General features: G+C 60.4%; 19 protein-coding genes. 9 read left to right on the forward strand and 10 right to left on the reverse strand.

The features are described from left to right. Genes ACM1ZW_RS04360 through yacG form a run of 4 tightly spaced genes read left to right on the forward strand, consistent with a single transcriptional unit; the run spans window position 1 to window position 2,909 of the window. Window positions 1-1,218: a type II secretion system F family protein gene (locus ACM1ZW_RS04360; protein ID WP_017340818.1), complete on the forward strand. Its 1,218-nt coding sequence runs from the start codon at window positions 1-3 to the stop codon at window positions 1,216-1,218. A gap of 1 nt (window position 1,219) precedes the next feature. Then, window positions 1,220-2,092, forward strand: coding sequence for a prepilin peptidase (locus ACM1ZW_RS04365; protein ID WP_416740215.1), 873 nt, complete (start codon window positions 1,220-1,222; stop codon window positions 2,090-2,092). Continuing rightward, entirely contained in the window at window positions 2,089-2,712 is a 624-nt protein-coding gene (gene coaE, locus ACM1ZW_RS04370) for a dephospho-CoA kinase (RefSeq protein WP_017340820.1), read from the forward strand. Before ACM1ZW_RS04365 ends, coaE begins: the two co-directional genes overlap by 4 nt. Next, on the forward strand, window positions 2,709-2,909 hold the full coding sequence (gene yacG, locus ACM1ZW_RS04375; RefSeq protein ID WP_017340821.1) for a DNA gyrase inhibitor YacG: 201 nt from the start codon (window positions 2,709-2,711) through the stop codon (window positions 2,907-2,909). Before coaE ends, yacG begins: the two co-directional genes overlap by 4 nt. A 9-nt stretch (window positions 2,910-2,918) precedes the next feature. Here the strand turns inward: yacG and ACM1ZW_RS04380 are convergent, their stop codons facing one another. Further along, the gene (locus tag ACM1ZW_RS04380) at window positions 2,919-3,134 is read right to left on the reverse strand and encodes a hypothetical protein (RefSeq protein WP_414878306.1); all 216 of its coding nucleotides are present in this window, start codon (window positions 3,132-3,134) and stop codon (window positions 2,919-2,921) included. A gap of 63 nt (window positions 3,135-3,197) precedes the next feature. After that, window positions 3,198-3,887, reverse strand: a complete 690-nt coding sequence (locus ACM1ZW_RS04385; protein ID WP_017340823.1) for an energy-coupling factor ABC transporter permease — start codon at window positions 3,885-3,887, stop codon at window positions 3,198-3,200. 187 nt (window positions 3,888-4,074) lie between these two features. On the opposite strand from ACM1ZW_RS04385, the gene ACM1ZW_RS04390 reads away from it, so the two are divergent. Further along, on the forward strand, window positions 4,075-4,317 hold the full coding sequence (locus ACM1ZW_RS04390; protein ID WP_414884100.1) for a DUF2790 domain-containing protein: 243 nt from the start codon (window positions 4,075-4,077) through the stop codon (window positions 4,315-4,317). Between the two features lie 18 nt (window positions 4,318-4,335). On the opposite strand, the gene ACM1ZW_RS04395 is transcribed toward ACM1ZW_RS04390, so the two are convergent. The 5 genes from ACM1ZW_RS04395 to ACM1ZW_RS04415 all read right to left on the reverse strand — a co-directional run bounded on the left by ACM1ZW_RS04395 (window position 4,336) and on the right by ACM1ZW_RS04415 (window position 9,599). Then, a complete protein-coding gene (locus tag ACM1ZW_RS04395; protein WP_416740216.1) occupies window positions 4,336-4,983 on the reverse strand; it encodes a methyl-accepting chemotaxis protein in 648 nt (215 codons plus the stop codon). Then, complete coding sequence (locus tag ACM1ZW_RS04400; protein WP_017340826.1) at window positions 4,980-6,248, reverse strand: OprD family porin; 1,269 nt, start codon at window positions 6,246-6,248, stop codon at window positions 4,980-4,982. Before ACM1ZW_RS04400 ends, ACM1ZW_RS04395 begins: the two co-directional genes overlap by 4 nt. A gap of 17 nt (window positions 6,249-6,265) precedes the next feature. Further along, entirely contained in the window at window positions 6,266-7,471 is a 1,206-nt protein-coding gene (locus ACM1ZW_RS04405) for a benzoate/H(+) symporter BenE family transporter (RefSeq protein ID WP_416740217.1), read from the reverse strand. After that, a complete protein-coding gene (locus ACM1ZW_RS04410) occupies window positions 7,468-8,835 on the reverse strand; it encodes an aromatic acid/H+ symport family MFS transporter (RefSeq protein WP_416740218.1) in 1,368 nt (455 codons plus the stop codon). Before ACM1ZW_RS04410 ends, ACM1ZW_RS04405 begins: the two co-directional genes overlap by 4 nt. A 296-nt stretch (window positions 8,836-9,131) precedes the next feature. Further along, entirely contained in the window at window positions 9,132-9,599 is a 468-nt protein-coding gene (locus ACM1ZW_RS04415) for a hypothetical protein (protein WP_017340829.1), read from the reverse strand. 198 nt (window positions 9,600-9,797) lie between these two features. On the opposite strand from ACM1ZW_RS04415, the gene ACM1ZW_RS04420 reads away from it, so the two are divergent. From ACM1ZW_RS04420 to ACM1ZW_RS04435, 4 genes are read left to right on the forward strand one after another with little or no spacing between them, the layout of a single operon-like run. Further along, on the forward strand, window positions 9,798-10,424 hold the full coding sequence (locus ACM1ZW_RS04420; RefSeq protein ID WP_017340830.1) for a DUF1780 domain-containing protein: 627 nt from the start codon (window positions 9,798-9,800) through the stop codon (window positions 10,422-10,424). Continuing rightward, on the forward strand, window positions 10,421-10,948 hold the full coding sequence (locus ACM1ZW_RS04425; protein ID WP_017340831.1) for an MOSC domain-containing protein: 528 nt from the start codon (window positions 10,421-10,423) through the stop codon (window positions 10,946-10,948). Before ACM1ZW_RS04420 ends, ACM1ZW_RS04425 begins: the two co-directional genes overlap by 4 nt. Before the next feature lie 55 nt (window positions 10,949-11,003). Further along, a complete protein-coding gene (locus tag ACM1ZW_RS04430) occupies window positions 11,004-11,177 on the forward strand; it encodes a DUF3094 domain-containing protein (protein WP_008028730.1) in 174 nt (57 codons plus the stop codon). A gap of 60 nt (window positions 11,178-11,237) precedes the next feature. Beyond that, a complete protein-coding gene (locus tag ACM1ZW_RS04435) occupies window positions 11,238-12,536 on the forward strand; it encodes an NAD(P)/FAD-dependent oxidoreductase (protein WP_017340832.1) in 1,299 nt (432 codons plus the stop codon). Between the two features lie 315 nt (window positions 12,537-12,851). Here the strand turns inward: ACM1ZW_RS04435 and ACM1ZW_RS04440 are convergent, their stop codons facing one another. From ACM1ZW_RS04440 to ACM1ZW_RS04450, 3 genes are read right to left on the reverse strand one after another with little or no spacing between them, the layout of a single operon-like run. Then, window positions 12,852-14,153 carry a TolC family outer membrane protein gene (locus ACM1ZW_RS04440; RefSeq protein WP_416740219.1) on the reverse strand — a complete coding sequence of 434 codons (1,302 nt, stop codon included), beginning with the start codon at window positions 14,151-14,153 and terminating at the stop codon, window positions 12,852-12,854. A 31-nt stretch (window positions 14,154-14,184) separates the two neighbouring features. Then, window positions 14,185-15,504, reverse strand: a complete 1,320-nt coding sequence (locus ACM1ZW_RS04445) for an HlyD family type I secretion periplasmic adaptor subunit (protein WP_416740220.1) — start codon at window positions 15,502-15,504, stop codon at window positions 14,185-14,187. A 19-nt stretch (window positions 15,505-15,523) separates the two neighbouring features. Continuing rightward, on the reverse strand, window positions 15,524-17,245 hold the full coding sequence (locus tag ACM1ZW_RS04450) for a type I secretion system permease/ATPase (RefSeq protein ID WP_416740221.1): 1,722 nt from the start codon (window positions 17,243-17,245) through the stop codon (window positions 15,524-15,526). Window positions 17,246-17,263 lie beyond the last annotated feature (18 nt).

Raw genomic sequence — 17,263 nt, forward strand, 5'->3', positions numbered from 1 at the left:
ATGGCAGTCAAAGCAGCGAAAATCAGCGTTTACGCCTGGGAAGGCACGGATAAAAAAGGCACGAAAATGACCGGCGAACTCAGCGGTCAGAACCCGGCGCTGATCAAGGCGCAATTGCGCAAGCAAGGCATCAATCCCGGCAAGGTGCGCAAGAAGTCCGCCGCGATTTTCAGCCTCGGCCAACGCATCAAGGCGCATGACATTGCCCTGTTCACCCGGCAGATGGCGACCATGATGAAAGCCGGGGTGCCGCTGTTGCAGTCGTTCGACATCATCGGCGAAGGCTTCGATAACCCGGCCATGCGCAAACTGGTGGACGACGTGAAACAGGAGGTCGCGGCGGGCAACAGTTTCGCCGCTGCCCTGCGTAAAAAACCGCAGTATTTCGATGAGCTCTACTGCAACCTGGTGGATGCCGGCGAACAGGCCGGCGCGCTGGACACCCTGTTGGAGCGCGTCGCGACCTACAAGGAAAAGAGCGAAAGCCTCAAGGCCAAGATCAAGAAAGCCATGACGTATCCCCTGGCCGTGGTGTTCGTCGCGATCATCGTCACCGGCATTCTGCTGGTCAAGGTGGTGCCGCAATTCGAGTCGGTGTTCAAAGGATTAGGTGCGCAATTGCCGGCGTTCACGGTGATGGTCATCGGTCTGTCGCAGTTCATGCAGGATTGGTGGTGGGTGATGCTGGGGGCTTTGATTGCTGCGATATTCGGTGCGCGCCACGCCTTCAGGACATCACAAGGCTTTCGCGACCGGACCGACACCTGGCTGTTGAAACTGCCGCTGATTGGCACGCTGATGTACAAGTCCGCCGTGGCCCGTTACGCCCGCACACTGTCGACCACCTTTGCCGCTGGCGTGCCGCTGGTCGAGGCGCTGGAATCGGTGGCGGGCGCGACCGGCAACATCGTGTTCAAGCGTGCGGTGCTGCGCATCAAGCAGGATGTGTCGACAGGGATGCAGCTGAATTTCTCCATGCGCACCTCCGGCATCTTTCCGAACATGGCGATCCAGATGACCGCCATTGGCGAAGAGTCCGGCGCACTGGACGACATGCTCGACAAGGTCGCGAGTTTCTATGAGGCCGAAGTCGACAACATGGTCGATAACCTCACCAGTCTGATGGAGCCGTTCATCATGGTGGTGCTGGGGGTTATCGTCGGCGGCCTGGTGATTGCAATGTACCTGCCCATTTTCCAACTCGGCAATGCGATCTGACATGCCCCTGAACGAAATCCTGACCCTGTACCCGCTGGCGTTTGTCGGCATTGCACTGATAGTCGGCTTGCTGGTCGGCAGCTTCCTCAACGTAGTGATCTGGCGCCTGCCGAAAATGCTCGCGCGCGAATGGCGACTGCAGGCCTATGAAATTCTCGGCTTGCCTGGCGAAACACCGCTCCCGACCTACAACCTGATGCTGCCCCATTCCCAATGCCCGCACTGTGGGCACCGGATCCGCGCCTGGGAAAACATTCCGCTGCTCAGTTATGTGTTTTTACGTGGGCGATGCGCCAGCTGCGCAACCCCCATCAGCAAACGCTATCCATTGACCGAACTGGCGTGCGGCCTGCTGTCAGCGTTCATCGCCTGGCATTTCGGTTTCGGTGGGCAGGCCGTGATGGTGCTGGTGTTGACCTGGGGTTTGTTGGCCATGAGCCTGATCGACGCCGAGCATCAGTTGTTGCCGGATGTACTGGTGCTGCCGCTGCTGTGGCTGGGATTGATCGTCAACAGCTTCGAGTTGTTCGTGCCATTGACCGAGGCACTGTGGGGCGCAATTGCTGGCTACATGGCGCTGTGGTCGGTGTTCTGGCTGTTCAAGCTGATCACCGGCAAGGATGGCATCGGCCACGGCGATTTCAAGCTCCTGGCCATGCTGGGCGCCTGGGGTGGCTGGCAGATTTTGCCGCTCACCATTCTGCTGTCGTCTCTGGTCGGTGCCGTTATCGGCGTTATTTTGCTGAGCCTGCGCAACGCTAAAGCCTCGACGCCGATCCCCTTCGGTCCCTATCTGGCGATTGCCGGCTGGATTGCGTTGCTCTGGGGTGGTCAAATAACCGACTTCTATTGGCAGTTTGTCGGTTTGAAATGAATACCCCTGTGGAAAAACCCTGGATTCTCGGCCTGACCGGTGGCATCGGCAGCGGCAAAAGCGCGGCTGCCCAGCACTTCATCGACCTGGGCGTGCATGTGGTCGATGCTGATCATGCGGCGCGCTGGGTGGTGGAGCCGGGTCGCCCGGCGCTGGCACAGATTGCCGAACATTTCGGCCCCGGCGTGTTGCAGGCCGACGGTCAACTGGATCGTGCGGCATTGCGCAAACTGATCTTCGAAGTGCCTGAGCAACGCCTCTGGCTCGAGGCGCTTTTGCATCCGCTGATCGCCAGGGAAATTGCCGATCACCTAGGCAAGGCACAATCGCCTTACGCGATTCTGGTTTCGCCGTTGCTGATCGAGTCCGGTCAATTCGCTATGACCCAGCGCGTGCTGGTGATCGATGCGCCCGAACAACTGCAGATCGAACGCACCCTGCAGCGCGACCAGACCAGCGAACAACAGGTCCAGGCGATTCTCAAGGCGCAATCCAGCCGCCAGGATCGCCTGAGCCATGCCGACGATGTGGTGGTCAATGACCGCGACCTCGCCTGGCTGCACAGCGAGGTCGAGCGCCTGCATCACTTTTACCTTACTTTGCGTGGAGGCCAGTCATGAGCCAGATCCCAACCGTCGATTGCCCAACCTGCGGCGCCCCTGTCGAATGGACCCCGGAAAGCAAATTCCGGCCGTTCTGTTCGGACCGCTGCAAACTGATCGACCTGGGCGCGTGGGCGTCGGAAGAACACAAGATCCCGGTGAGCCCGGATGCCGAAGACGAACTGTTCAGCGAAGACTTCGAACCACGTCACTGAGGCCGGGATTCAGGGCCGCATAAAGCCGTAGTCCTGACCGTCATCGAGGTTCTCGGCAAGAAACTGCAACTCATCCGCCAGATCCTCGATACTGCGTACCGCCTTGCTCTGCTGCACCACTGCACTGAGCAAGGCGCGCAAGCTCAACCCCGGATCAAACCCGACTTCCTGCGCTGCATCCAGACTGTGGCGCAACTCCAGCCTTGCCCATTCGTAGACACTCATTTCGATGCTCCTGAAGGTTTTGCGGAGCATGGATTCGTCGACGTTTTTTGGATTTGATGTGGATCAAGATTTCGGGTCGTCGTCCTTCCAGGGCGCCGAAAGGTAGCGTGTGCGGTTGAAGGTCTCCAGCCATTCCGGGCTGAACACCACCAGTGCGCTGACGACCATGCCGTTGATGAACGCTTCGGGAAAGATGATCAGCCACAGGTAACCGACAAAATCCTCCAGCCAATAGGGCATGACGAAAAGCTCGTTGAACCACAACAACCACAGGGCCAGCAACAGGCACAGCAAGGCCGATAGCGCCGCTGCGAAGAAGCCGGAAACGAAGATGTAAACGAAGGGGTTTCGCGGTTGCGCTCGCTCGACCAGGATGGCACAGCACTCGGTGACCAGCACGGGCAGCAGAATGAACAACGCGCCGTTGACCCCGACGGCGGCGAGGTCCTGGCGTCCGAGCAGGACCAGGCCTGTTTGTGCGACCAGTCCGCCGACGATTGCCATCGGCCAGTCCAGGAGCAGGGTCACTGCGGTCATGCCGATGAAGTGATAGGACACGCCGGTGTCGAAATCCCGTCGTACCAGCCAGAGCATGAACAGGGCGAATACGGTGCCGAACAGCAGGTGCTGGCGGCGGCTGTCGCTGAACAGTTCGACCCACGGGGCACGTGCGACGGCCCAGATCAGGGCTGGGACGTAGATCAGCCATCCGACGGCGAGGGTTTCCGGGGTCAGCAGTTCGGCGCCGATCATGGCTGGGCTTGCTCCTTTTTCTTTGCCGGGAGAGGACAGGTTTTCAGTCTACACCGCCGTTTGTGCCCCCAATCAACCCGAGCGATTATTACGCTTCCTGCAAAACTGAATCAGCCCCAGCCACCTTTATCACCCCCAGCGAAGGACTAGACTTCAAAGCATCAGAACCAACCCCGAGCCGACAAAAATGAAAACCCTGACCACCCTGCTTCTGAGCCTCATTGCCACGTCAGCCATGGCCGCCACCCACGAGCCAGCCGCCACCCCATACAACCCGGCGCAACCGCTGGACATCGCCAAGGTGGTTTCAGTGACCGACACCGCAACCGCGTGCGATGTCGTACCGGCAACCATGGTCTACATCGACCATCAAGGCCAGACCCACAGCGTGACCTACCCAGTCATGGGCAACTGCACCAGCAGCCTGTAAAGCCGGGTAACCCACGGCTCACACGATCAGCCGTTTCGCCTGCAACGCCAAATCATGCAGACCGGCCAGACGCGCCATGATCCGTTCGACCACCTCGACCCTGGCCACCGCACCGCTTTGCAGTTCACCCATCGAGTGCAACGCCACGCCGGCCTTCTCCAGACCCAGACGGGTTGAACCGGATAGCTGCTGAAGCCCTTGACGCGCCTGCTCCGCGGACTGCTCCAGCCCCGTGGCGATTTGCCGGATCTGCGCACTGGAGTCCGCCGCCTGACGGGAGAGATTGCGCACCTCATCGGCGACCACCGCAAACCCTCGGCCATGGCTGCCCGCCCTCGCCGCCTCGATCGCCGCGTTCAGCGCCAACAGGTTGGTCTGACGGGCGATGTCCTGAATGCTGCCGACAATCGCGCCGATGCGCATCGACTGACTGCCGAGCTCATCGAACACTTGATCCAGACGCTGCATGTAGAGGTTCAGATCCTCCAGCACACTGGCCGACGACTGCATGCTCTGCGCACTCGCCTTGACCCGATCACCGGCCGTGCGCGCCAGTTGATTGGCAAAGCGCATGTCCTCCTCGGTTTGCAGCACCGACTCGGTCAATTGCTCCAGCTTGACCTGCAAACCGATGTTGTACGACGGTTGTTCTTTTTCAATGTTCATAGCAGCGTCCAGGTGTAGCTGAGGATCAGGCGGTTTTCGTCGATATCACTGCGGTAGTTGGAGCGGGCCATCACGTTACGCACCCGAATTCCGAGGCCCTTGAGGCTGCCGCTTTGCAGCACGTAGCCGAGGTCGAGATCACGCTCGCGATCCTTGCCCTCGAAGCCTTGCCCGGTATCGACATTGTTGCCGGAGATGTAGCGCACAGTGCTGGTCAGCCCCGGCACGCCGAGGGCGGCGAAATCGTAGTCGTAGCGCGCTTGCCAGGAGCGTTCATCGGTGTAGGCGAACTCGTAGGTCGGCACCTCGTTGCCCAGCGGCGAGATGTTGGCAAAGACCCGTGGGAAAGCACTGTCACCGAACATTCCCTGATAACCGACATAAAACGTGTGGCCACCGCGCTTGGCGGACAACAGCGAGAAGAACGCCTGGTTATCGATGTTGCCCAGCAGCTTCTTGCCGTCTTCGCGCGAATCGTAGTAACCCAGGTTCGCGCCCAGAATCCAGTCCCCCATCGGTTCGCTGTGCTTGAGACCGAGAAAGCGCTGGTTGTAGATATCTTCCAGTTGCCCGAACCAGGCACTGACCGAACTGCGTTTATCGTTGAAGGCGTAATCGGCACCGGCGAAATTAAAGCCGTCACTGCTGACCTGACGTTGCGGCACGTGGCCGAGCATGGCCTGCATCTTTTCGTCGCCGGCCTCGTTGCGCAGGCTGGTCGTGTTCAAGTGGCCACCCTGCAAGGTCAGGCCATTGATCTCGTTGGAACTGATGCTTGCGCCCTGATAGCTGGGCGGCAGCAGACGGATATCGCTGAACGCCAGCACCGGCAGATTGGGCTGCAACTCGCCCACTTTCAGCTCGGTTTTGGAGAAACGCACCTTCAGCGCCGCTTCGAGACGGCTGTAATCATTCGCCGCGCGCCCGTCATCTTTAACGGGCAGTAAACCGGTATTGACCCGATCCGGACTGCTGTCGAGCTTGAGCCCGAGCAAGCCGATCACATCCACGCCGAACCCCACGGGGCCTTGGGTGTAACCGGATTTGACGTTGAGGATGAAACCCTGCGCCCACTCTTCAGCCTTCGACTGTTTGTTCGCCCCGACGATGTCGGAGAAGTCCCGACTGAAGTAGTAATTGCGTGCTTGCAAGGTGGCTGTGGTGTCTTCGATAAAGCCGCTCTCGGCCGCCATCGCCCCCGCGGAGAAACCCGAGACGAGCGCCATGGACAACACTGGACCGGTTGCTGGAAAAATCTGTTTCATCGTTTGTTCTCTTATTTTTATTGATCGACAGTTGGAAGTGCTTCAGCCGCCGCGCTTTCGCGACGGGCGTTTAACAACACATGGGTGACCATGCCGAAAATCAGGCCCCAGAAAGCTGCGGACAAACCCAACAGCGACATGCCCGACGCGGTGGTCAGGAAGGTCACCAGCGCGGCTTCCCGATCACTCGGCACCGCCATGGCGCCGGCCAACGCCCCGGCAATCGCGGCGAACAGCGCCAGCCCGGCGAGTGCCGCAATCAGTTCTTTGGGGAACGCCGAAAACAGTGAAACCAGAGTGGCGCCGAAGATCCCCAGCACCAGGTAACAGAGCCCGCCGACCACCCCGGCGACGTAGCGCTTGCCAGGGTTTTCATGGGCCTCGCGGCCGGTACAAATGGCCGCGGTGATCGCTGCCAGATTCAGTCCGTGACAGCCGAACGGGGCCAACAACCCCGTGCCCAAGGCACTGCTGGCGATGATCGGACCGGCCGGCGTGGCGTAACCGCTGGCGCGCAGCACCGCCATGCCGGGCACGAACTGTCCGGTCAGCGCCACCATGACCAGCGGTAACGCAATGTTCAGGGTGGCGCTCAGGCTGAACTCGGGCGTGATCCACACCGGCGTGGCCAAGCCGATCACCAACGCTTCGCTGTGCAAATCGCCGGCGAGAAAGGCCATCGAGCAGCCCACCAGCAGCACCATCAACACCGCATAACGCGGCATCAACCGTTTGCAGACCAGGTACGTGGCAAACATCGCCAGCACCAGCAACGGCTTGCCCTGCAACGAAACGAACAATCCGGTGCCGAAGCTGAACAGAATCCCCGCCAGCATCGCCGCCGCAATCGCCGCCGGCAGTTTGCCTATGATCCGGTCGAACGCGCCCGACACGCCGACCAGGAAAATGATCAGGCTGCTGACCAGATAAGCCCCCACCGCTTCCGGCATGGAGATCCCCGGCAACAGCGCCACCAACAGCGCCGAGCCCGGCGCCGACCACGCGATGATCACCGGCACGCGGTAACGCAGGCTCAACCCGATACCGAGCACCGCGCTGCCGATGGAGATCGCCCAGACCCACGACGACAGCACTTCCCGCGACAACTGTGCGGTCTCGGCCGCCTGGAAAATAATCACCAACGGGCCGGCGTAGGAAATCACCGTGGCGATAAATCCAGCGACCGCCGCCGACAGGGAAAAATCCCGGACGAACGCCCTCATGAAGCTTCGCCGACAGACCCGCCCGCCGTACCATGACGTAGATTCGCCAACGACTGTCGGGTGCTGCGCTGACTGCTGATGGCGAACACGGTCATGGCGATCGCGGCCACCGCACCGGGCAAGGCGAACGCCATGAAGTTGAGTTGCAGCGGCAGGCTGATCCCGAGCAAGGCCCCGCCCAGCAGCGGTCCGACAATCGCGCCGTTGCGCCCGATGCCCGAGGCCCAACCCAAACCGGTGGAGCGAATGGTCATGGAGTAGAACTGCGCGGCGCAGGCGTACAGCAGAATCTGCGAACCGATGGTGGTGGCACCGGCAATAGCGATCAGCAAGTACAACACTGGCATCGGGCTGTTGAAGCCCAGCAAAGTGATCGACACGGCTGCCACGGCGAAGAACACCGCCAACACCCGCGGCAGGTTCAGCTTGTCACCCAGAACGCCGCCGCCCACCGCGCCGAAAATCGCGCCGAAGTTGAGCACCAGCAGGAACGACAGGCTCGAGCCCAGGCTGTATCCGGCGTTGGCCATCAGTTTCGGCAGCCACGAACTCAAGGCGTAGACCATCAGCAGGCAGCAGAAAAATGCCAGCCACAGCATCAGCGTGCGCAGCGCCCGGCCCTCGCGAAACAGTTGCAGAACGGGGGTGCCGGTGCCCTTCACTTCGCTCATGTGCAGCTGATCGCTGGTCTGCGCGATGTACGCCGGATCCACCCGCTGAAGAATGGCGCGCGCCTCTTCATTGCGTCCCTGTCGCAGCATGAAACCCACCGACTCGGGCAGGAAGTACATGATCAGCGGCAACAACACCAACGGCAGCACCGCGACGTAAAACACCGACTGCCAGCCGAAGCTCGGGATCAGCACGATGCCCAGCCCCGCCGAGAGCATGCCGCCCACGGAGTAACCGCTGAACATGATCGCCACCAGCGTGCTGCGGATTTTCTTCGGCGCGTACTCGTTCATAAGTGCCACGACGTTGGGCATCACCCCGCCGATGCCCAGCCCGGCGATGAACCGGCAAATCCCGAACTCGGTGGGGTTACGCGCAAAACCGTTGAGCACGGTGAAACCGCTGAAGAGCATCACGCAGATCGTGATGGCTTTCTTGCGGCCGATCCGGTCCGAGAGCGGGCCGAAAAACAGCGCGCCAAACATCATGCCGAACAGCGCGTAACTGCCCAGAGCGCCAGCCTGCAAAGGACTGAGCCCCCATTCTTTCATCAGCATCGGCAGCACGACCCCGTAAATCACCAGGTCGTAACCGTCGAAGATGATGATCAGCGCACACCAGAACAGCACCATCCAGTGGAAGCGGTTGAATCGTGCGTTGTCGATAACCTCATGTACGTCAATCTTGCGCATGGCATTTATCTCTTGTTGTTGTTTTTTTCAGAGCGTCGGTAAAGCGGCTAACGTCCCGTAAAGCCGAGGGTAAAGTTGCCAGGCGCGGGGCAATATCCGCTTTGCGCAGATCGCTATCCGTTTTGTGCAGGGCCCTGAATCGGGCGCGAGAAGGAGGGATGTCGCGGCAGGCTTTGCTCCTGCGCGACAAACAGTTTTCCTGGCGATTACTTTGGAGAGTCGGGGTCTATGGATGACCCCGACGACTTACACCTGCTGACCCTTGCGGCCGAACAAGTCAACGCACTGAAGCCCGATCACGGCCGGGCCTTCTCCAGTGCCTCACGCAGTTGCGCTGCCGTGGCGTATTCGTGCTCACCGACCACTTGACCGTCCTTGAGCTCCAGCCACAACACTTTATCCACGGCCCCGGGGTAGCGCGGCGCCACGCGTCCGTCACGGTCGAGCATCACGCGATAGGAATAATCGCGCATGGCCGGCACGGCGAACATCTTCGCGATCAGTCGGGGCATGCGCTGGATATCCGCGACAAATACTGCGTGCCGGGCCTCCAGATAGCCCTTGGGCTGGCCCTGCAGTGCCGCGTCGACCAGCTTCGCGGCGTCCATGCTGCGCGCCACCAGCAGCGTCTGAGTCTGATTGTCGAGCGTGAAGGCCTGATCGAACTGATCAAGCAAGGTCCACGGCGCCAGCCGCTCCCCCACCTCCAGCGCCTGAGCCCAAAGAGGCACAAGACTGAGCAATAACACGGGCCATAATTTCACGACATTCCCCTTCGTTGAGGCGCTTGAGCGCAATGAATCCAGTCTACACCGCCTGTATTGCACACCCCATCGCCGCGACAACGATCAAAGAAGCACCGCAGCTACCACCCGATCAGCGATGACGCCTGCCGTGGCATTACGTCCTCGTTTCAACGCAAAGCTTTCAGCTTGTCGCATTTGAACGCTAAGCTTGGGCCTATGGATGACTCAGATTATCTACGCCTGCTGACCATTGCGGCCGAGCAAGCCAACGCGTTCCTTTCCAATGCCCGCAAATGGGAGCGTGAGCGTTGGGTGTGCCAGCGCCTGCTGCAAGGCCTGAACATTCCTTACCGCGTCGACGAATTCGCTCCCGCCGGCGAACCGCCGGACGTGCTGTTTCGCGATGCGAATTTCGAAGTGTTTTTCGTGCTTGACGAGGGCCGGCGTCTCAATGATGAGTGGCGCGATGAGCTGCAGCGGCGACGCAGTGCGTTTTCCTTGAGTTCGCTGGTGCGCCGAGAAGCCAAGCCCAGGCGCATTCCGGCCAATGAATTCCTGCTGAGACTGGCGCCGACCTTGCGCAAAAAAGCGCACAACTACAAGGAACGCGGCATGGACCTGGGCGAACTGGACATCATCGCCTTTGCCAGCCTCAAGCGCGAAGTGCTCGACCTCAACAGCCATTTCCCGCCACCCACCGAATACTTGCGTCAGGGCTGGCGCTCGTTGTCACTGGTCGGTCCGACATTCGCCCGGGTTTTGTTTGCGCATCCCGACGCACCGGATTTCCTGCGCAGCAACCTCGGTCGCAGCATCGTCTTCGATGTCGGGATCAGCCTGTGAGTCCGCTGCAGGAGCTGATCGCGGAAGTCCCGCAAACCGGCCGTGTACGCTGGATCGGCGTGCGCCCACAACCGCATGTGCCGATGATCGAGCTGGAGGCCGTGGAAGCGCGTCTCGAGGCCGGCCTGACCGGCGATCGGGCCCGTCCCGGCGTACGCAATGCGCGACAGGTGACACTGATTCAATGGGAGCATCTGCCTGTGATCAGTTCGCTGATGGGCCGACCGGACGACAATCCGGTCCTGCCTGGTGATTTGCGGCGCAACCTCGTTGTCAGCGGGATAAACCTGTTCAGCCTCAAGGGTCGCCGCTTCAAAATCGGCCAGGCGATTTTCGAAACCACCGGTTGGTGCCAGCCTTGCGCACGCCTGCAAAACAACCTCGGCCCCGGCACTTTCCAGGCCGTTCGCGGACATGGCGGAATCACCGCCCGAGTGTTACAAAGTGGAATCATTCGGCTGGACGATACAGTCAGTGTCGAGCCGATTCCCGCCAGCGGCTATGCTCCGTTCAATGTGGGGTAAAAACCCCTGTAGCTTCTATCAATTCAGCAACGTCTACCCGATGACGAGGCCCGATATGACCAGCCGCCTGAACCCCGACGACCAGAAACATGTCGAAGAGTACCTGCACCTGTCCCAGCACCGAGTCGAGCGCCGGCCATTCCGGCCGTGGATGCTCCTGGTGGTGGTGTTGGCAGTGACCATTGGCCTGGGCTTGTTGAGCCGATTTATCAGTTACCTGACGCTATGAGCTGCATCGCGCTCGCTCGGGTAATTGCACCGATTTCTTTTAGCCTTGCGAGATATCCCCATGACTCATCGTATTGTCATCGTTGGCGGCGGCGCCGGCGGTCTGGAGTTGGCTACCCGTCTGGGTAAGACTCTGGGCAAGCGCGGCACGGCCAGTGTGATGCTGGTCGACGCGAACCTGACCCACATCTGGAAACCGCTGTTGCACGAAGTCGCGGCCGGTTCCCTTAACTCTTCCGAAGACGAACTCAACTATGTCGCCCAGGCAAAATGGAACCACTTCGAGTTCCAGCTGGGGCGCATGAGCGGGCTTGATCGCGCACAGAAGAAAATCCAGCTGGCGGCCACTTACGATGAGGCCGGCCTGGAATTGGTGCCGGCGCGTGAAGTGCCTTACGACTCGCTGGTGATCGCCGTCGGCAGCACCACCAACGATTTCGGCACCCAGGGCGCGGCGCAGCATTGCCTGTTCCTCGACACCCGCAAACAGGCCGAGCGCTTCCACCAGCAACTGTTGAACCATTATTTGCGCGCCCACGCCGGGCAGACGGATGTGGTGCAGCAGATCAGCGTGGCAATCGTCGGCGCCGGCGCCACGGGCGTCGAACTGGCGGCCGAACTGCACAACGCCGCACATGAACTGGCGGCGTACGGCCTGGACCGGATCAAACCGGAGAACATGCACATCACCCTGATCGAGGCCGGTCCACGGGTACTGCCAGCATTGCCGGAACGGATCGGCGGCCCTGTGCATAAAACCCTGGAGAAACTCGGGGTCAACGTCATGACCAATGCGGCCGTCAGTGAAGTGACCGCCGATAGCCTGATCACCGCCGATGGCAAAGTGATCAACGCCAGCCTCAAGGTCTGGGCCGCGGGCATTCGTGCGCCAGGTTTCCTCAAGGACATCGACGGTCTGGAAACCAATCGGATCAACCAGCTGCAAGTGCTGCCGACCCTGCAAACCACCCGAGACGAAAACATCTTCGCCTTCGGCGACTGCGCCGCCTGCCCGCAGCCGGGCACCGATCGCAACGTGCCGCCGCGTGCCCAGGCAGCGCATCAACAGGCGTCGCTGCTGGCCAAATCGCTGAAGCTGCGGATCGAAGGCAAGCCGTTGCCTGTGTACAAGTACACCGACTACGGCTCGTTGATTTCGCTGTCGCGTTTTTCGGCTGTGGGTAACTTGATGGGCAACCTGACGGGTAGCGTGATGCTTGAGGGCTGGCTGGCGCGGATGTTTTATGTGTCGCTGTACCGCATGCACCAGATGGCGTTGTATGGCGCATTCCGCACGGCAATGTTGATGCTGGGCAGCAAAATCGGGCGCGGGACTGAGCCGCGGCTGAAGCTGCACTGACACACATCCCTTGTGGGAGCGAGCCTGCTCGCGAAAAGGTCATCACATTCAGCATCTATGTTGATTGTTACGCCGCCTTCGCGAGCAGGCTCACTCCCACATTGTTATGCATCAATCCGCAGATCTGTGTCTCACGGTATCCCCCTTGCGCGACACAGAAGCGATACCGGCTCCGTTTCCGCATCGCGCATAAGCAAGGCCAGCATGAGAAGGATAAATGCAGCGATTGCGGGGAATGAACCACGCCAGAATGTGATGCGTCGGCGGCGCCGGGTTGTCTGGCCATGATTACCAATCCCTTGAACCGCCGTGCGGTTATAACGGAGCCACCAGCCAGTCGTTCGCCTGGCGTATATCGATGTCACTCAGCCGGCCACTCCAGCGGTGCAGCACCAGCAGGCTGGTAACAAACTTGTATTGCGACTGGTAGAGATCACGTCGTGCGCTAAATTCGTTCTTGATGCTATCCAGCACATCGGTGGCGTTCTTAACGCCATACTGAAACGCGCTCTCGGTGGCGAGACGTGATCTCTCGGCAGATTCGAGCGCACGGCGGGTTGCCTTGATCCGGCTGAGGCCGGCCGTGATGCCGATGTAAGCGCTTCGCGTTTCCTTGACCACCTGTCGACGCAGGGCTTCCAGGTCTTGCTGGGCGGCTTCCTTGTCGCCTTCGGAGGCCACCACCTTGGCGCTGGCAGAACCACCGCTGTACAGCGGAACCTGCAGATCCAGGGACGCCACGAAGTTATCGGAACGCGGCGTCAGTGAGCCTTCGTAGCCGATGTCGCTGCGTTGCGCGGTCAGGTTCAAACCCAGACGGGGCAGATGCCCGGCCTTGGCCTCGCGGATGGTGGCCTCAGCGGCGTTGACGCTGTGTTCGCGGGCTTTCAGGGCAGGATTGCTCTCCAGCGCAGTCTGCACCCAGTACGCTTCAGCTTGCGCCGGCAAGCTGAAGGCCGGGTTCTCGCCGATGCGCTTGAGGGGTTCTTGGACATCGCGACCGACCAGCTCCGAGATGGCTTCGCGGCTGATCGCCACCTTGTTGGCAGCCTCGATTTCATCGGCCTCCAGGGTGTCCACCCGGGCCTGGATCTCCAGCGGGTCGGTGACCGTCACCATCTGTCTTTGAAACAGACTCTCGACCCGCTTCAGGTTGTGCCGGGTCGCGTCCAGCTCGCGACGCACCAGGGACAGTTCATCCTCTGCCGCGAGTACGGTGAAGTAGCGATCCGACAGGTCGATACTGCTCAGCACCTGGGCATCCGCCGATTCGAACTGGCTCTGTTGCGCCAGCTCGGAAAACTTCTGATAGCTGCGCCAGCTTTGCGGGTCGTAGATGACTTGATTGAGCGCCAGCGAAGCGCGCTTGCCGTTGTACTCGGTCCGGCTCAAGTCATCATCACGGCGGCTGCGGTTAACACTCCCGTTGGCATTGAGTTGCGGCAGCATCCGGCCCAGGGCTTCGCGCTGGCGGCCTTCGCCGCTGCGGACCTGCGCCTGTGCCTTGAGAATGCGCGGGTCGGCACCCCGTGCTTCCTGTTGCAGTTGCCAAAGATCAACATAATTCGAATAGGCCTCGGCGGCCATCAGGCCAGCGGGAAGAAGCCCAAGTGGCAAGGATAGCCACCATGCAATACAACGCCTCATATCAGTCCTCGATCAACGAACGGGCGAACGCATTGGTCGCCGGTTGCATCAGGTACTGCAAGAGCGTGCGTGCGCCGGTATTGATCAGCACCTCGGCCGGCATCCCCGGTACCAGAGCCAGATCGCCCAAGGCCTTGCGGCCTTCATCGGTGACGGCCACACGCGCCAGGTAATAAGCCGTGCCGGTGTCCTTGTTGGTCAAGCGGTCAGCCGAAATCTGGATCAGCCGCCCGCTGATCACGGGCGTGGTACTGCTTTTAAAGGCACTGAAGCGTATGTCCACCGGACGCCCCACGGAAATCCGGTCGATGTCGATCGGTGAGACCTGGGCCTCGACGATCAGCTCTTCGCTGGCGGGGACGATATCCAATAACGGTGTTCCGGGGCTGATCACACCGCCGAGGGTGTGTACGGTCATGCCCATGATCATCCCCGATTCCGGGGCGAGAATCTCGGTGCGCTGGTCGCGGTCCTGCACGGAGGAGAGTCGTTCGCGCAGGTCATAGACTTTGGTACGCGCCTCACCCAGTTGCCCGGCCACCTCGGAAGCGAAGGTCTTCTTCAGTTGCAGAATCTTCAGTTTGGCCTCGCCTATCTGCACTGACGCCCGGGCACTTTCCGACTGTTGCTCGGCCACTTCAGCCTGCAGGCGCGAGAGACTGCGTTCCTGTTCGCGCAGGCGTTGCTTGTCGACGTAGCCATCGGCCAACAGCGCGCGCAGATCGACTATTTCTTCCTCGTAGGAGCGCGCCAGTGTCTGCTTGCTGGCGATGATCGCCTTGAAGCCGCGGATCTGCTGCTCAATCTGTCCGATGGCCTGTTCCTGCAGACCTATTTCACCCTGCAGCGAAGTGCGTCGGGTCTGGAAAATCCGGGCCTCGCTGTCATGGGCTTCACGCACTCGCGGGTCATCAGCGTTGAGGCCCAGGACCGCTTTCGGTTCGGATAACCCATCTCGTTCTGCTACCAAGCGCGCTTCCAGTTCAAGTGCGGCGACCAGTTGGCTACGCATCATTTCCATCTCGGAGCGGGCCTGGGTGTTGTCCAGCACCAGAAGGATATCGCCGGTTTTCACCTGGTCGCCGTCATGGACGCGCAATTCACGAACGATACCACCCTCCAGATGTTGCACGGTCTTGCGGTAGCTCTTGACCGTGACTACCCCGGGCGCCAACGCAGCGCTACCGAGGGGCGCGAGTGTCGCCCAGCCACCGAACAGGCCAAAGGTCAGCAGCAGAATAAGGTAGCCGACGCGGCGGGTCGGCCGGTCATCGACAGGCAGGTCGGATGAATCAGTAGATAAGGGTGTGGGGTTTTGCATAGCGTGGTATTTCTACACTTTATTGTTGCGCGGAGGTGGGTTCCGCGTTTGCGGCGGCCTGTTGCGTATTTTGCAGCTTGGCCCAGACCTGTTTCAGCGGTCCGTACATGGCCAGATCGCCGTTGTTCAAGACCAGCAGCTTGTCGACATGGGCCAAGACATTGGGGCGGTGCGTAATCACAAACACCGTGGCACCACTTTGCTTGAGCTTGTGCAGCGCTTGGGCAAGCATTTTTTCGCCGATGTCGTCCAGGTTTGAGTTGGGCTCGTCTAGCACCACCAGCCGTGGCTGGCGGTAAAGCGCCCGGGCCAGCCCGATTCGCTGGCGTTGACCGCCGGACAGCCCGCCACCATTGGCGCCTATCACGGTGTCGTAGCCCTCGGGCAGTTGCAGTACCAGTTCATGCACGCCGGCCATGCGTGCCGCCGCCACTACGGCTTGCGCATCCAGCGAGGCAAAACGCGAGATGTTCTCGCTGATGGTGCCTTCGAATAGCTCGATGTCCTGAGGCAAGTAACCGATGTGCGGGCCCAGCTCGTCACGCCGCCATTGTGTGATATCCGCTCCGTCCAGGCGTACGCTGCCGGCTATGGGCGGCCAGATACCCAGCAGAGCCCTGGCCAGGGTGGACTTGCCCGAGCCACTTGGACCGATGATGCCCACCGATTCGCCCGCCGCCACATCAAAGGTCAGGCCACGGATGATCGCTTTGCGGCTTTCTGGTGGTGCCACCGACAGATTCTGCACGCTCACCGCCCCTTGTGGGGCCGGAAGAGACATGCGCTGAGGTTCGGCGGAAATTTTTTCCAGTAGCTCATGCAGGCGATCGTATTGCGAACGCGCGCCGATAAAACCCTTCCAGGCGCCGATCAACTGATCGATCGGCGCAAGGGCCCGGCCTAGCAGGATCGAGCCGGCGATCATCAAACCTGAGGAAATCTCGTGCTGGATGGCCAGATAGGCGCCAAGGCCCAGCACCAGTGACTGGACGATCTGACGGAAAGTCTTGGAAATCGCCGAGATCGCGCCCGCTCGATCACTGGCCGTACTTTGCAAGGACAGCACCTTGTGAACCCGGACACTCCAGCGCTGGCGCAACTGCCCAAGCATGCCCATGGATTCGACAATTTCAGCATTGCGCAGGCTTTTGTTGGTAAAGGTGGTGGCGGCCATATGCTCACGGTTGGCGGCATGCAGCGGACTATTGGTGAGCTTGTCGTTGATGTACGCAAGCCCCACAAGCAGCAGAGCGCTGATCACACCCAACCAGCCATACCAAGGGTGGAAAATGAACATTACCGCCAGGTAGATGGGAATCCATGGTGTATCGAAGAAGGCGAACAGGCCGTTGCCGGTGAGGAACTGACGCAGGTTGCTCAGATCGCTCAGCGGCTGTGCCGAAGCGTTCATGCCTCCGGTGTTGAGTGCCTGCTTGAAACTGGCATCAAACAGGCGCTGGCCCAGCAGTGTTTCAAGGCGTGTGCTGATGCGCACCATGATCCGTGAGCGCACCCATTCCAGCCCGCCGAGCGTGATCATCAACAACAGCATGATCAGGGTCAGCATCAGCAAGGTCGACAAGCTGCCGCTGCCTACCGCGCGGTCATAGACCTGAAGCATGTAGAAGGAGGGAACCAGCATCAGCAGATTGACGAAGAAGCTGAAGAAACCAACGGAAAGAAAGCTGCCTTTGCAAACCGCTAGGGCATTTTCCAGTTCGGTCCTGGGAGGGGCTGACATAGTCCATTACCTGAGACC

It is taken from the genome of Pseudomonas sp. NFX71 (assembly GCF_048079215.1).
Taxonomy (GTDB): domain Bacteria; phylum Pseudomonadota; class Gammaproteobacteria; order Pseudomonadales; family Pseudomonadaceae; genus Aquipseudomonas; species Aquipseudomonas fluorescens_B.